12 protein-coding genes and 2 pseudogenes are annotated in these 14988 nt (G+C 39.2%); 8 read left to right on the forward strand and 6 right to left on the reverse strand.

Translation table 11 applies throughout. The features are described from left to right. The first annotated feature begins 921 nt into the window (after positions 1-921). Together ACPEH5_RS18305 and ACPEH5_RS18310 are read left to right on the forward strand one after the other, a co-directional pair. Positions 922-1350 carry a hypothetical protein gene (locus tag ACPEH5_RS18305; RefSeq protein WP_129467221.1) on the forward strand — a complete coding sequence of 143 codons (429 nt, stop codon included), beginning with the start codon at positions 922-924 and terminating at the stop codon, positions 1348-1350. A 215-nt stretch (positions 1351-1565) separates the two neighbouring features. Next, positions 1566-2104: pseudogene (locus ACPEH5_RS18310) on the forward strand (IS4 family transposase); the annotation flags it as partial. A 169-nt stretch (positions 2105-2273) separates the two neighbouring features. On the opposite strand, the gene actP reads toward ACPEH5_RS18310, so the two are convergent. From actP to acs, 3 genes are all read right to left on the reverse strand, one after another. Then, positions 2274-3923, reverse strand: a complete 1650-nt coding sequence (actP, locus tag ACPEH5_RS18315) for a cation/acetate symporter ActP (protein WP_048605606.1) — start codon at positions 3921-3923, stop codon at positions 2274-2276. After that, entirely contained in the window at positions 3920-4231 is a 312-nt protein-coding gene (locus ACPEH5_RS18320; RefSeq protein ID WP_004906633.1) for a DUF485 domain-containing protein, read from the reverse strand. Before ACPEH5_RS18320 ends, actP begins: the two co-directional genes overlap by 4 nt. A 196-nt stretch (positions 4232-4427) precedes the next feature. After that, positions 4428-6383, reverse strand: a complete 1956-nt coding sequence (gene acs, locus ACPEH5_RS18325) for an acetate--CoA ligase (protein ID WP_226693539.1) — start codon at positions 6381-6383, stop codon at positions 4428-4430. 418 nt (positions 6384-6801) lie between these two features. On the opposite strand from acs, the gene sodA reads away from it, so the two are divergent. Further along, on the forward strand, positions 6802-7428 hold the full coding sequence (gene sodA / locus ACPEH5_RS18330; protein ID WP_042848668.1) for a superoxide dismutase [Mn]: 627 nt from the start codon (positions 6802-6804) through the stop codon (positions 7426-7428). 140 nt (positions 7429-7568) lie between these two features. Continuing rightward, on the forward strand, positions 7569-8249 hold the full coding sequence (gene yiiM, locus ACPEH5_RS18335; protein WP_042848643.1) for a 6-hydroxyaminopurine reductase: 681 nt from the start codon (positions 7569-7571) through the stop codon (positions 8247-8249). Between the two features lie 80 nt (positions 8250-8329). Here the strand turns inward: yiiM and ACPEH5_RS18340 are convergent, their stop codons facing one another. Then, positions 8330-9163, reverse strand: coding sequence for a hypothetical protein (locus ACPEH5_RS18340; RefSeq protein WP_226693540.1), 834 nt, complete (start codon positions 9161-9163; stop codon positions 8330-8332). A gap of 232 nt (positions 9164-9395) precedes the next feature. On the opposite strand from ACPEH5_RS18340, the gene ACPEH5_RS18345 reads away from it, so the two are divergent. Then, entirely contained in the window at positions 9396-10301 is a 906-nt protein-coding gene (locus tag ACPEH5_RS18345; RefSeq protein ID WP_042848667.1) for a LysR substrate-binding domain-containing protein, read from the forward strand. Positions 10302-10341: 40 nt separating this feature from the next. On the opposite strand, the gene ACPEH5_RS18350 is transcribed toward ACPEH5_RS18345, so the two are convergent. Then, entirely contained in the window at positions 10342-11217 is an 876-nt protein-coding gene (locus tag ACPEH5_RS18350) for a pirin family protein (protein WP_042848640.1), read from the reverse strand. A gap of 264 nt (positions 11218-11481) precedes the next feature. Here ACPEH5_RS18350 and ACPEH5_RS18355 point away from each other — a divergent pair, with 264 nt between their 5' ends. From ACPEH5_RS18355 to ACPEH5_RS18365, 3 genes are all read left to right on the forward strand, one after another. Continuing rightward, the gene (locus ACPEH5_RS18355) at positions 11482-12159 is read left to right on the forward strand and encodes a hydrolase (protein WP_042848639.1); all 678 of its coding nucleotides are present in this window, start codon (positions 11482-11484) and stop codon (positions 12157-12159) included. 96 nt (positions 12160-12255) lie between these two features. Then, the gene (locus ACPEH5_RS18360; protein WP_281111203.1) at positions 12256-12822 is read left to right on the forward strand and encodes a YceI family protein; all 567 of its coding nucleotides are present in this window, start codon (positions 12256-12258) and stop codon (positions 12820-12822) included. A gap of 24 nt (positions 12823-12846) precedes the next feature. Next, positions 12847-14055, forward strand: a complete 1209-nt coding sequence (locus ACPEH5_RS18365) for a lactate oxidase (RefSeq protein WP_042848637.1) — start codon at positions 12847-12849, stop codon at positions 14053-14055. 73 nt (positions 14056-14128) lie between these two features. Here the strand turns inward: ACPEH5_RS18365 and ACPEH5_RS18370 are convergent. Then, positions 14129-14865, reverse strand: a pseudogene (locus ACPEH5_RS18370) (3-oxoacyl-ACP reductase family protein). Positions 14866-14988: the final 123 nt, after the last annotated feature.

A 14988-nucleotide genomic window follows, 5' to 3' on the forward strand; every position in this document is an offset into this window, starting at 1 on the left:
ATGTGTTGAATGGGCATGTCGGATTTAAAGTAGTAAGTAACAACTCACTTATCGGGGTGAGTTTAATATGCTGAAAAATAAAATTAAATCAATTAACTACGGGAGGAGCTAAGCTGGGAGTAGAGAAGTTTGGTACTAGTTCATGCGGAAAGTGTAATGATATTGGTGTGGTGAATAGGTGTGTCGTATTTAAAGTAGTGAGTAACAACTCATTTGTCGGGGTGAGTTTAATATGTTGAAAAACAAAATTAAATCAATTAGTTAGCGTAGGTCTACGCTGGGGTAGAGAAGTTTGGTACTAGTTTATGCGGAAAGTATAATGATATTGGTATGGTGAATGGCAGTGTAGGAATCAAAGTAGTGAGTAACAATTCACATTTCTAATGTAGTAACAGGAATGAGGAAAATTATTTGTCTTTACTGCTGATATGCCGCTAGCTTGCTTTATTGAGAGATAGATTATTTATAATTGATTAAAAATAATAATGACTAAATGAAACTACTTTACTTGTTTTTCCTTCTTTTGCCATAAAATATCTATCGGTTTAATGGTTTTTATGGTGTTAATTAGTTCATTAATAACGTCTATTTTTTCATCAATAAACTCATAAATATCAATAGATAAAAATAAACTAATCAATTTTACTCATATAGAAAATTAATATTTCTTTAGCCAGTTTATGATGAAAAAAAACTCAATTGTTTATTTTTTTATATAAAAATTGTTAAATTGATGTTTCATTTACTTGCATTTATACTATTTTAAAGTAGTTAATATCATTTCAAGTTATCACGTTATAGATGAAGTTTGCTTATAAATGAAATTATCAAAGGAAATAGTTAGCGTTCGGATACGAAAGATAATCGACTAAGCGCGCTGTATTTCTGGTTAACAATGTCTGTGTACCAAAGGTGGATCAGATGAATAAAACAAAAAGTGCGAATCAAAAAATTTTTGATCAGATCCTTTCTGTGAATAAGCAGAAAGAGAATGAATTTAACAATGGCCAAGATGGCGCCACGATCCTTTCCTTACTTGTGATGTTCTTTGTTCCATTTTTACTGCTAAATGTCGTAAGAAATGCTGTTGGGATTGATTATAGTTTTGCTTCTGTTATTGGGATGCTGGCAATTAGTGGGATTATTACTATCGCACTGTTTAAGACATTAAAAATTAGCTCTCAATTTGCAGATAAACATATTGTTTTAGACCGATTGCTTTCTCGTTACACACCGAAAAATAAACAAGAATTCCAACAATTACAAGAGGAAAGAAAAACAAAATCTGCCGATTTTTATTCTCTTGTAGAAGATTGGGTTAATGTAGAAAAACAATACTATGCAAGATAGAACCGAATAACGATAATAAAAATATTCTTAAATATTATTAATATCCTTCTTTTCTCTACGCAGAAAGAAGGATTTTTTTTGTCTGACCTAAACCACCCACCTCCTTATGAGGCTGTCTTTTATACATAAGTCCTTCACATTATCTGAGAAACTTTTTTGAACTAAATGCTTAGCTTACGATCAACTCTTCAACGGATTTAATTGGGGCTCCTGAGATGATGGAAAGTAATAATGAGCGGGCTAAAGAACAACGTGCACATACTAAACTTGGAGAACCAAAAAGACCGGTCAGGTTTGTAATAAATGGCCTCAAACTTGGCTCGGTATCCAAGTAAATCGGTAGTAAAATCGTTTAGCTCACTGGCCAGTATGGAGGGAGATAGGAACGTTAACATATCCGCAGAGAATATTAGTGAAGCCATTTTTAGTGCGACAGTAAAACTGGTCACTGCTATTCCTTTCTTCTCGCGATAGAAGATGCTACCAAGCTACAATCATCGTCCTACTCAAGCAGATTTAGGGTATGTGAACCAAGGTAATCATCATCGAGGTTTGCTTACTCATAGCCTTTTGTTGTTTGCTCCTAAAACACTTAATATTATCGGGTTAATTGAACAATAAAGATGGTCGCAAGACCTGAGGTATCCGTTGTAAGGGTTTAAAATGACCTTACAAAGAAAAAGAAGGTGATAAATGGGAAAGAGCATTATGTAATATCGCTGCTTATCTAGTCACCACGGTAGCTAATGTTATCGTGAAACTGGCGTCTAGAAAAAGAGGTAGATAAGTTTTACTCGAAAGATTGCTGATAGGGTTACACTATTAGCCTGTATCCTTATTGGAGCAATCACTGCGTGGTTTTAGTCTGACAATAACAAACGGCTCGATACACTGAACCGTTTGTTGTGGTAATAAAGTCAGATTTAGTGAGACTTACCTTGTTCAATACCCAAACCAATTTGTGAACGAATAAATTGCTCTTTAAAGCGTTCTCTTTCCATTTTCCCTTGTTCTGAATTGTCAGTAACAGAGAATAACCATGAGGCAACGAATGCAACAATCATGGAGAAGAAAGCAGGATATTCATATGGATAGATTGGTTTTTCATGATGAAGAATGCTGACCCATATAGTTGGACCTAGGATCATTAAGACAACGGCGGTAATCAGCCCTAACCAGCCTCCTGCTAATGCACCGCGAGTCGTGAGTTTGCGCCAGTACATTGATAGTAAAATAATAGGGAAGTTACAGCTTGCAGCGATGGAGAATGCTAAGCCGACCATGAAAGCAATATTTTGTTTTTCAAACAAAATACCAAGGCCAATTGCAACAAAACCTAAGATGACAACCGTAATTTTTGAAACGCGTAATTCATCTTTTTCGTCAGCCTTACCATTTTTCATTGCCATCGCATAAAGGTCATGAGATACCGCAGAAGCGCCTGCGAGTGTCAATCCAGCAACAACCGCAAGGATGGTGGCGAAGGCAACCGCAGAAATAAAGCCAAGGAAGAAATTGCCCCCAACAGCATCAGCAAGGTGAACTGCAGCCATATTAGTTCCGCCAATGAGCGCCCCTGCAGCATCTTTAAATGCAGGATTTGAACTGACAAGCACAATAGCGCCGAAACCAATAATGAAAGTCAGTATATAGAAATAACCGATAAATCCTGTTGCATAGAACACACTCTTACGCGCTTCTTTGGCATCACTTACGGTAAAGAAACGCATAATAATATGAGGAAGACCGGCGGTACCAAACATTAATGCCAAGCCAAGCGATAGGGCGGATATCGGGTCAGATACTAGGCCTCCAGGGCTCATAATAGAAATGCCATTCTTATGGATTTCTACAGCCTCTTTAAATAATGTATTGAAATTAAAGCCTACATGTTTCATGACCATAACCGCCATGAATGTTGCACCAGCAAGTAAGAGAATGGCTTTGATGATTTGTACCCATGTAGTTGCTAGCATCCCACCAAATAATACGTACAACACCATGAGAATACCAACGATAACCACGGCTACATGATAATTTAAGCCAAATAATAATTCGATCAGTTTACCTGCCCCAACCATCTGGGCAATGAGATAGAGTGCTACAACGACAAGTGAGCCAACAGCAGACAAAATACGAATTGGTCTTTGTTTTAATCGGTAAGATGCTACGTCAGCAAAAGTGTAGCGACCTAAATTTCGTAAGCGCTCGGCAATTAAGAATAGAATGATCGGCCAGCCAATTAAAAAGCCAATCGAGTAAATTAAGCCATCATAGCCAGAAGTATAAACAAGAGCGGAGATCCCCAAGAAAGAAGCTGCAGACATAAAGTCCCCTGCAATTGCCATCCCATTTTGGAACCCTGTAATTTTCCCACCGGCAGTATAGTAATCGGAGCGAGAACGTGTTCTTTTTGATGCCCAGTAGGTGATATATAACGTGAAGCCAACAAAAAGTAAGAACATGATAATTGCTTGAATATTGATAGGCTGACGTTCCACATCCCCTGTCAATGCGTCTGCAAACACGATTGATGAGGTAAAAAAGAGAATGAGTGAGAGCAATATTTTCATTTTTCTACCTCTTTTAAGATTTCTGCCGTTAAACGGTCATATTCACCGTTGGCACGAATAACATATAGCCCAGTTAATACAAATGAAATGACGATTAGCCCTACACCGACAGGGATCCCCCTTGTGATGTAAGAGCCTTCAGAGATAGGTGTACCTAACCAGCTTGGATCAAAAGCGATAAGAAAAATAAAACCTACATACAACACGAGCGTTATTATCGATAACAACCATGAAAAGCGACTACGTTTCCTGACCAATTCCTTGAAGCGAGGGTTATCCTCTACCTTTTCGTAAGCAGTAGCATTCATCAGAGTTCTCCTCTGTTATACTCGTCATACTTCAAGTTGCAGTGTCGTTGGCGGTGTTCACTCGTACTAGTCACATATCTATATATGCTCTTAGTGACTCATTCACTTGCCTTCTAGTTGCACCTCAAATTATTTAGAGTAAATCGTCTTATTGGGATGTATGTAAGGCCACCCGGTAAAGGCGGCCCTTTTGGCGTTATGACATACTCATAGACTGTTTTTCTTCGAGTAGTTTTTCGACAACACCTGGATCTGCCAGAGTGGAGGTATCTCCAAAGTTACTGGTATCTCCTGATGCAATTTTTCGTAGGATACGACGCATGATTTTACCGGAACGGGTTTTTGGTAATGAATCCGTCCAGTGAAGAACATCCGGTGTTGCAATTGGACCAATTTCTTTACGAACCCAATTGCGAACTTCTGTGTATAGCTCTGGAGATGGCTCAACCCCTGATATTAATGTGACATAAGCATAAATTGCTTGGCCTTTAATATTGTGAGGAATACCAACTACTGCGGCTTCAGCCACTTTTGGATGTGCAACGAGGGCTGATTCTATCTCTGCGGTACCTAAACGGTGACCTGAGATATTCAATACATCGTCAACACGACCTGTGATCCAATAATAGCCATCTTCATCACGGCGAGCACCATCTCCACTAAAGTACATACCTTTAAAGGTTGAGAAATAAGTTTGCTCGAAACGCTCGTGATCGCCAAATAAAGTACGGGCTTGCCCCGGCCATGAATCAACAATCACTAAATTACCTTCTGTAGCCCCTTCGATAGGCTCACCAAGGTTATCAACTAATGCAGGTCGAACACCAAAGAAAGGTAAAGTTGCAGAACCGGGTTTCAATGTTGTTGCACCGGGAAGTGGTGTGATCATGAAGCCACCAGTTTCTGTCTGCCACCATGTATCAACCACAGGGCAGCGGCTATTACCAATTTTTTTGTAGAACCATTCCCATGCTTCAGGATTAATGGGTTCCCCCACAGAGCCTAAGATGCGCAGAGAACTACGATCAGTGCCTTCAATGGCTTTATCACCTTCAGCCATTAACGCACGGATTGCAGTTGGTGCAGTGTAGAGGATATTGACTTGGTGTTTATCAACAACCTGACTCATTCTGTTTACTGATGGATAGTTAGGCACACCTTCAAACATTAAGGTTTTTGCCCCATTGGATAATGGCCCATATAACAAGTAACTATGGCCGGTAACCCAACCCACATCAGCAGTACACCAATAGACTTCACCTGGGTGATAGTCGAAAGTGTATTTAAACGTGAGCGTTGCATAAACTAAATAGCCCCCAGTGGTATGGAGGACACCTTTAGGTTTACCTGTAGAACCAGAGGTATACAGAATGAATAGGGGGTCTTCAGCACTGATTTCTTCAGGAGGACAGTCTGTACTGACACCTTTAACCACGTCATGCCACCATAAGTCACGTCCTTCAACCCAACTCGGTGGATTACCAGTACGCTGATAGACGATCACATTGGATACGGTGGTTACATGTGGGTTGGTTAGTGCATCATCCACATTTTTTTTCAGGGGGATTGCACGGCCTGCGCGTAGGCCTTCATCAGCAGTGATGATAAGCTTGGCTTTACAGTCAATGACACGACCAGAGACTGCCTCAGGAGAGAAACCCGCAAAAATGACTGTATGGATGGCACCAATACGAGCACAAGCTAGCATGGCTACAGCGGCTTCTACAACCATTGGCATATAGATAGCAACGACATCGCCTTTGCGGATACCTTGTTGCTTTAACACATTTGCAAACTGACAAACATCTTGATGCAATTCACGGTAAGTGACATTTTTTGACGATGATGGGTCATCGCCTTCCCAAATAATAGCTACTTGGTCGCCTTTTTCAGCCAGATGACGATCCAAACAGTTTGCACTTAAATTTAAAGTGCCATCTTCAAACCAACGGATATCGATATGTCCGGGGTCAAAAGACGTGTTCTTGACACGGGTGTACGGTTTAATCCAATCAACGATTTTTCCTTTTTCGCCCCAAAATCCTTCAGGGTCTTGAATCGAGCGTTGGTACTCATCGTTATACTGTTGTTCGTTTATCAGGGCATTTTTTGCAATTTCAGCAGGAACGGGATGTTTAGTTATTTGAGTCATATTATTATCTCCTTGCAGATGTTAATACTATGTCAAAAAATGGTTAACTAAAGCACGAAATATAAATTTGTTTTTCTTTTGCGCGGAAGATCACGTATTAATTGTAATGGGATTTGCAGAATTATCATTTGATGCTAAATATTAAATTAGTGTATTAACCTTAAAATATAGAAAATGTTAGAATTAAAGAAAAATAAAAGGCGGTGATATTGGTATTAGTTACTGTATAAGGGAGTTCTTGTAGCGAATGAGAAAACCCACATTTTTTTTATGGATTTGATAATGATTTTCATTAACAGTAAAATAACTATAATAGATAGTAATTCACAAGGTGCGAAGTTAAGCAAGTGCATACCCTATGAGCCTTGTGGTGAAAAATGAGAAACATAGCGGTATTTACGTCACTGGAGACAATAATATGAGTTATACATTACCTGCTTTACCTTATGCTTATGATGCGTTGGAACCACATTTTGACAAACAGACCATGGAAATCCACCACACTAAGCACCATCAAACCTATGTGACTAACACAAATACAGCGTTAGAAAAACTGCCAGAATTAGCAGGTTTGGACATCGATGTTCTGATTCAAAAATTAGATCAAATTCCAGCTGATCAGCGCACTTTTGTACGCAACAACGCTGGTGGTCACTCAAACCATAGTCTGTTCTGGAAAGGTTTGAAATTAGGTACTGAATTAAAAGGCGAACTGAAAGCGGCTATTGAACGCGATTTCGGTAGCGTTGATGCATTTAAAGAAGTATTTGAAAAAGCTGCTGCAACTCGTTTTGGTTCAGGTTGGGCATGGCTGGTTCTGAAAGATGACGGTAAATTAGCTGTTGTTTCTACAGCTAACCAAGATAGCCCATTGATGGGTGAAGCTATCTCAGGTGCTTCAGGCTACCCTATCATTGGTTTAGATGTGTGGGAACACGCTTATTACTTGAAATTCCAAAACCGCCGTCCTGATTATATTAAAGCGTTCTGGTCCGTTGTTAACTGGGACGAAGCTGCCGCACGTTTTGCAGCAAAAGCTAAATAATTAATTTTTTAATTAAATAGCGAGTGGGCGTAGCATCATAGATGCTACGCCTTTTTATTTTCCGGTGTATTGGATTGTTATCTGTCTTGGCATTCTTTATGATGAAGTCTCTATCGCTATTCAAATGGAGAATATCGTCAATGTCATGTTTACCCCAAGTTTTTATCGGTAAAGTCCAAGAGACTCAATCTTGTGGTCAAAGTGCGATCCATAAACAGGCTGCGGATGGTTTGCTGGCTTTAGGGCAATTAGGGCTAGAAGGGGATGAACAGGCAGAAAAACGTTTCCATGGTGGGCCAGATAGAGCCCTATGCCATTATCCACGTGAGCATTATCATTATTGGTTGAACGCTTACCCTGAGCTTGAGGATTTATTTGTTGCCTCTGCATTTGGGGAAAATATATCAACACAGGGTATGACCGAAGAAAACGTATTTATCGGGGATATTTTTGCATGGGGTAATGCGCGGATACAGGTCACGCAGCCTCGCTCTCCATGTTATAAGCTTAATGGGCTTACGGGGATCGAAAACTTTGCACAGTTGATGCAAGAGCGTGGTTGCTGTGGGTGGCTTTATCGGGTGATAAAAACAGGAAATGTCAGCGAAAACGAACCATTAACGCTATTAAGCCGTAATAGTGACGTTTCAGTACAAGAAGCGATTATGATTGCTTTTCATGCCCCCTATGATGAACAACTCTATCAGCGGTTGCTAAGTGCAGCTGGGTTATCCGCAAGCTGGAGTTTAACCATGCAAAATCGCTTAGAACACCACCAGATTGAAGAATTTAGCCACCGTTTGTTTGGAAAACGGGGCTAGGTTGCCGTATCTCAAAGTTAGACATGCCTAATTTTTAATTAGGCGTTTTTTTTTTGGCGTTCCGTTAATTTTTTACTTTATTATTTACTCAATTCACTACGTTTACTTTGTAGTTCGTTTTGTAATTGCGCTAATTCTGATTCAATTATAGGTATTGCCCTTTTTAAATGAGCTAGCTCTAATTTATAGATTGAAGGCATTTCATTATCGCTCAAGATACGCTGATTATCTGAGGTACTACCACGGATTAGCTTGTCATAATCGTTTTGTAATTTCTCTGTAAGCTGTGTTAATTGCGATTTTAACTGAGTTAATGCTTTAAATTTATTTGGGTTATGTTGATAACTTGAACTGAGTATATTATTTCTCGACTTTTCTATATCACTTTTTAATTTCGATAGGTTAGCCATTAGCCCTGAATATTCTTTATCATTTGGTCTCCAATACGGTTCTTTATATAAGTCATTAATAAATATATCAACTTTAGCTTTTATATTCTGGGTGTTTTCCTTAAATTCAATAACTCTTTTTTGCTTTATCGTTTTATTTTTGGTCATTAGTTCAATGATATTGAGCGTATTGGCTCTTTGTGGCGCATTGCGTCTGATCTCATGAATAGAGGCATCAGATAATTTATTAAATGCCATTGTGTATGCCTTATGGATACAGAGAGACTTGTTTTCAATAACGTTAGAGTGCTGAAGTGTTAAGGTTTTATTTAGTCTACTAACAGACTCTTGGATATTATAGTAATTGTTAACGGTAAGTTTTTCTGATGAATTGGAGATGTTCTTTAGGAGTTTTTTTATATCAGAATGGCTGATTTTTCCTTTTTTATCCGCTTGGTTAACAGCGGTTTCAAAAAAACACTCAAGTGATGAAGTTGATGGAGTCTGTGGTAATTCTGTACGCATGATATTCTCATTTTAACGGTAGAGGATAATTTTCATGTTTACATAAAATTATTAAAAAAGGCTTTCATTAATACCCCAAAATTATCTGTTTTTTATAATAGGGTCTTTGTTGGCTCGTACGATAAAGCTGAATATAGGTGTGAAAGAATAAATATCGAAGAGGACATTTTTTGAATTTTGAGTAAGATAACGATTTCAAACCTCCAAGCACAAAGGTTGGTAAAAACGTATGCTGCAATATGATTTAAATGATCTCTATTACTATGTGAAAGTCGTTGAGCATGGTGGTTTTTCCCAAGCGGGTTTAGCTCTTGGGGTTCCTAAATCTAAGTTAAGCCGACGTATTGCAGATTTAGAGAAAAAGCTAAATGTTTCTTTAATTTATCGTTCAACTCGCCAATTTCATGTCACAGATGTAGGGCAGGTTTTTTATCAGCAATGTAAAAATGTGGTGGATGAAGCCGAAATTGCTCACGAATTGATTTGTTCTGTTCAGTCTCACCCGAAAGGTACGATAAAACTGTCTTGTCCTGTTGCATTGTTGCAAGTGTATCTTAATGAATTACTTGTTGATTTTATGGCGCAATACCCAGATATCGATATTCAGATATTGGCAGTTAATCGCCCTGTTGATGTGATCAGTGAAGGGCTGGATTTGGCAATTAGGGTGCGTTCTTTACCTCTTGATGACTCCGGTCTAATGATGAAAGTGCTGGGGTATTCTCGCAGGATATTGGTTGCAAGTCCGCAGTTATTTGTAGAACGAGGGGCACTTATTGAGCCTGAAAAGCTGGTGGATTACCCGATGTTAGCGAATACAGAGCACTCGCAAAACTATACGTTAACACTGAAAAATAGTGATGACCTGAGTTTTACACAGCATTTCACCCCTAAATTAGCCACAACTGATGTGTTAACGTTATACCGCGCGGCACTTAAAGGGATTGGCATTGCAAGGTTGCCTTATGGCGTGGTGGAAAAGGAAATTGCCTCAGGGGACTTGGTGGAGGTATTACCTGAATGGCGTTTCCCTGAAGATATTATTCATGCGGTTTATCCATCTCGCAAAGGGTTGTTACCATCAGTACAATTATTATTGAATTATTTAGCAGATAACATTTCACCGTCAGTAAAATAACCCCCCAATAGCCTAAGGTTATCGAGGGGTCATACATTATTTATTGTGTTTCAGGAATACGGCCAAATTTGCCGCTGTTGAAGTCATTTACAGCTTTATTAATTTCGTCCATGCTATTCATAACAAATGGGCCGTAACCAACAACCGGTTCGTCAATCGGGTCACCGCTTAGCAGTAATACTAAGGCATCTTCTGTTGCTTCTAGCACAATGTTGCTTTCTGTATTATCAAGGATCATCAGTTCACCTTCATTTAAGGCAGAACGCCCATCAACAAATATTGAACCGCGTAGCATGACTAACCCTACGTTACGACCTGATTTTGTCTGTATGCCAACAGTTTTTCCCTGATTGAGTTGTAAATCCCAAACATCTAACGGGGTATAGGTTTTGGCTGCCCCTTTGTGGCCTAAATAATCCCCTGCAATCACACGCAGTGTGCCTGCTTCGTTCGGCAGTGTGACTTTTGGCATAGTTTGGCTTTCCAATAACTGGTAGCCGGGTGCCGCTGATTTGTCTTTTGCAGGCAAATTGACCCACAGTTGCACCATATCAAGAGTGCCACCTTTTTTCATAAAGGCATCAGACTGATATTCTTGATGCAAAATACCCGATGCCGCAGTCATCCACTGAACATCGCCTGGACCTATCACACCGCCTTCACCAGTAGAATCATGATGAGCTACTTCCCCATCATACACTATCGTAACGGTTTCAAACCCACGATGAGGGTGCTCACCAACTCCTCGATTCTTTGCTTCTGAGCTGGGGAAATTGAAAGGACCTGCTCTATCGAGTAATAAGAATGGGTTGAGGTATTTCCCATGGTTATCGTAAGTAAACATTGAACGGACAGGAAAGCCGTCTCCTACCCAATGGCTACGAGGAGATTGATAGATACCAATAATCTTTTTCATGGTTTTGCTCCTAAACTGTTTTGATGACTGAATAATAAAGGAGCAAATCATTCGGCAGTAGGGGCAAAAATAGGTTTCATTGTTCCAATAAAAGAACAATCAAGGTTGAGGTTATTATCCTATTTATAGAACAGAGTTTATCAAAATCCAGACTACTCAGCTTAAAACTGATGAATTAATCTAAATAACACGAAAACGGAGCGGTTATAGTTCTATTTTTGATTCTAAATAAATTTCTGACTTCATCGATTGAGAGGCTTTATCATGAGTATTCCAGCAAACTTTAATGGCCAGCGCCCTGTTATTAACCCAAACGATGCTGTGATGTTATTAATTGATCACCAAAGTGGGCTTTTCCAAACTGTAGGTGATATGCCAATGACTGAATTGCGTGCTCGCGCATCTGTACTGGCTAAAATGGCTTCACTGGCAAAAATCCCAGTGATCACTACGGCTTCTGTACCTCAAGGCCCCAATGGTCCGTTGATCCCAGAAATTCACCAAAATGCACCACATGCACAATATATTGCACGTCGTGGCGAAATTAATGCATGGGATAACCCTGAGTTTGTGGCAGCGGTAAAAGCGACAGGCAAAAAACAACTGATTATTGCAGGTACCATTACTAGCGTTTGTATGGCTTTCCCTGCGATTAGTGCGGTGATGGATGGTTACCAAGTATTTGTTGTTATCGATGCATCAGGTACTTATAGCAAGATGGCACAAGAAATTACCTTGGCTCGTGTGGTTCAAGCAGGGGTTGTCCCTATGGATACAGCCGCGGTTGCTTCTGAGTTACAAGGCACTTGGAACCGTGAAGACGCTGCTGAATGGGCAATGGCCTACACGCAAATTTTCCCTGCTTATCAATTATTAATTGAAAGCTACAGCAAAGCGCAAGATGTTCTGAAAAATAATGAGCAATTAGATTCTGAACGTTAATTCGCGATAACCCCCACATTTAACTTACGAAATTAATTCAGGCAGCTTAATGACTGATAAAGCTGCCTATTTGTAATTGAATTTTAAGGAAATATGATGAAAAAGCTTACATTACCTTTGCTGGTTTCTTTGTTTGCGCTTGGTACAGCACAGGCCGCAGACTATAAATTAGATGCAACTCATACTAAAGCCGTGTTTTATATTGACCACTTTAATACTTCTACCAATAGTGGCGGTTTTCACAATATCACCGGAGATATGAGTTATTCTCTGGAAAAACAAACTGGTAGCGTCAGTGTAAAAATTCCAGCGGAGACCTTAAATACTGGGTTATCAGCATTTGATAATCATATTAAAAGTGAAGATATGTTAGATGTTGCAAAATATCCGACCATTGAGTTCAAATCGACTAAATGGAATTTTGCAGACAACAAACCTGTTTCTATTGATGGTGTGTTGACTATGAAAGGCCAATCACATCCAGTTCAGTTAAAAACTACCAAATTCGGTTGCTATTTCAGTCCAATTTTTAATGCTGATGTGTGCGGTGGTGATTTCGAAACCACTATTGACCGTACACAATGGGGGGTTGATTTCCTAGTGAAGGATGGTATGGCCAAAAATGTCACTATCCAAATTCAAGCCGAGGCTATTAAACAGTAATTGATGGGGAGTTAAAGATTTATTATGTTGAGTTTTACACGAAAAAATACGTTTGTGACATCGACATTATTTGCTGTTGCACTGACTCTTGGTACCGCACAGGCGGCAGAATATAAAGCTAGCGATAAAGAAGGCCCAATTAAAATTGTGAACTTGGATGAATTAGAAAGCCAAGTTGCCAAAAGTATGGATAAAGGTGCTTTTGGTTATATTCGTGGTGGTGCTGAAGATGAATTGAATCTGAAGAAAAATACGCAACATTTTGATAATAAATATATTATACCAAGAGTGATGCAGGGAATTGAAATTTCAGATATCGACCTTTCAACTGATTTTTTAGGAATTAAACTAAAAACCCCTATTATTCAAGCGCCGATGGCGGCCCAAGGATTAGCACATAAAGACGGGGAAATTGCGACAGCAAAAGGTATGGCTAAAGCAGGTTCTATTTTCTCGTTAAGTACCTACGGTAATAAAACAATTGAAGAAGTGGCTGAAGTTTCAGGGGAAAACCCGTTCTTTTTCCAGCTTTATATGAGTAAAAATAATGCTTTTAACGAATTTACGTTGAAGAGAGCCAAAGAAAGTGGTGCTAAAGCGATTATTTTAACCGTTGACTCTCCAGTTGGTGGGTATCGTGAAGATGATATTCGTAATAACTTCCAGTTCCCGCTAGGCTTTGCCAACTTAGAGCTATTTGCTAAGCAAAATAGTGATGGTTCAAAAACAGGTAAAGGTGCAGGGATCAGTGAAATTTATGCGCAAGCAAAACAAGCTTTTACACCCGCAGATATTCAATACGTGAAAAAGTTATCAGGATTGCCAGTAATAGTTAAAGGTATTCAATCGCCCGAAGATGCTGATGTTGTGATCAAAGCAGGTGCTGATGCGATTTGGGTCTCTAATCATGGTGGTCGCCAGTTAGACAGTGGTCCCGCGTCTTTTGATGTATTGCCGTCAATTGCTAAGGTCGTTAATAAACGTGTTCCAATTGTATTTGATAGTGGTGTGCGTCGCGGTTCACACGTATTTAAAGCCTTAGCAAGTGGGGCAGATGTTGTGGCTGTAGGCCGTCCTATTTTATATGGCTTAAATTTAGGTGGTGCTGAAGGCGTAAACTCGGTGATCCAGCAACTGAATAAAGAACTTTCTATCAATATGATGCTAGGCGGGGCCAAAAATATTGAAGGAGTTAAAGCGACGAAGTTGTATACCGACAAAGATTTTCAATAATTAAAGTCAAACTCATTGGTTAATAAAAAACGGGAAAATTTTCCCGTTTTTTTATTCATTAATAAACCAATATTTAAGCTGTAAACCCGCCATCGATATTTAAATTTGCTCCCGTTATATAAGCAGCAGCTGGGCTAGCTAGGTACAATACAAAATCAGCAATCTCATCAGCGCTAGCATAGCGTTTTAAAGCCATTATTTGTTTTAGACTATCTGCGAACTCGCCTTGTTCTGGATTCATATCAGTGTTTACAGGACCTGGCTGAACATTGTTGACAGTGATCCCTCTAGCAGCTACATCTCGAGCCATACCTTTTGTTAAGCCAATAATAGCTGATTTACTCATTGCGTAGGCAGCTCCACCTTCGAATGGAACCCGTTCTGAGTTAACACTACCAATGTGAATTATTCGTCCATTATTATTCATAACAGTTAGGGCTGATTGGCTAGCAATAAATAAGCTGCGTACATTTAGGGAATAGGAGCGATCAAATGATTCTAGAGGGAGAGTTTCTACTGAGCCAAATTCAAGAATACCAAGACTGTTAATTAAAATATCAATAGAACCAAATTTATCAAATGATTGTTTGATTGCAGCTGTAATTTCATATTCATTTGCACTATTGGCTTTTATTGCCATGACTGTACCGGAATACTGGGCTGTTTCAGTGATCAACAATTTTGCATTTTTATCTGATGAGGCGTAGGTGAAAGCAACATTTGCACCTTCTTTGGCTAGTTTTTTACTATAGCAGCGCCAATACCACGTGATCCGCCTTGGACAATAGCATGTTTATTTTTGAATAACATAGAATGACCTTATTAGTTAAATAATTTAAAAATCACTAAATAAGGTATTTAATAGATAAAAGAGGATAGACTCCAGATAGAAAAGTAGAAGGAGTTTGTGAAAATAGTTGGCTATGTGTTAAT

It is taken from the genome of Providencia sp. NPDC089933, assembly GCF_049545585.1.
Taxonomy (GTDB): Bacteria; Pseudomonadota; Gammaproteobacteria; order Enterobacterales; family Enterobacteriaceae; genus Providencia; species Providencia huashanensis.

Excerpts from the sequence above, each read along its gene's own strand:
- ACPEH5_RS18305 (WP_129467221.1), top strand. The coding sequence starts at position 922 with ATGAATAAAACAAAAAGTGCGAATCAAAAAATTTTTGATCAGATCCTT.
- actP (WP_048605606.1), bottom strand. The coding sequence starts at position 3,923 with ATGAAAATATTGCTCTCACTCATTCTCTTTTTTACCTCATCAATCGTG.
- ACPEH5_RS18320 (WP_004906633.1), bottom strand. The coding sequence starts at position 4,231 with ATGAATGCTACTGCTTACGAAAAGGTAGAGGATAACCCTCGCTTCAAG.
- acs (WP_226693539.1), bottom strand. The coding sequence starts at position 6,383 with ATGACTCAAATAACTAAACATCCCGTTCCTGCTGAAATTGCAAAAAAT.
- sodA (WP_042848668.1), top strand. The coding sequence starts at position 6,802 with ATGAGTTATACATTACCTGCTTTACCTTATGCTTATGATGCGTTGGAA.
- yiiM (WP_042848643.1), top strand. The coding sequence starts at position 7,569 with ATGTCATGTTTACCCCAAGTTTTTATCGGTAAAGTCCAAGAGACTCAA.
- ACPEH5_RS18340 (WP_226693540.1), bottom strand. The coding sequence starts at position 9,163 with ATGCGTACAGAATTACCACAGACTCCATCAACTTCATCACTTGAGTGT.
- ACPEH5_RS18350 (WP_042848640.1), bottom strand. The coding sequence starts at position 11,217 with ATGAAAAAGATTATTGGTATCTATCAATCTCCTCGTAGCCATTGGGTA.
- ACPEH5_RS18355 (WP_042848639.1), top strand. The coding sequence starts at position 11,482 with ATGAGTATTCCAGCAAACTTTAATGGCCAGCGCCCTGTTATTAACCCA.
- ACPEH5_RS18360 (WP_281111203.1), top strand. The coding sequence starts at position 12,256 with ATGAAAAAGCTTACATTACCTTTGCTGGTTTCTTTGTTTGCGCTTGGT.
- ACPEH5_RS18365 (WP_042848637.1), top strand. The coding sequence starts at position 12,847 with ATGTTGAGTTTTACACGAAAAAATACGTTTGTGACATCGACATTATTT.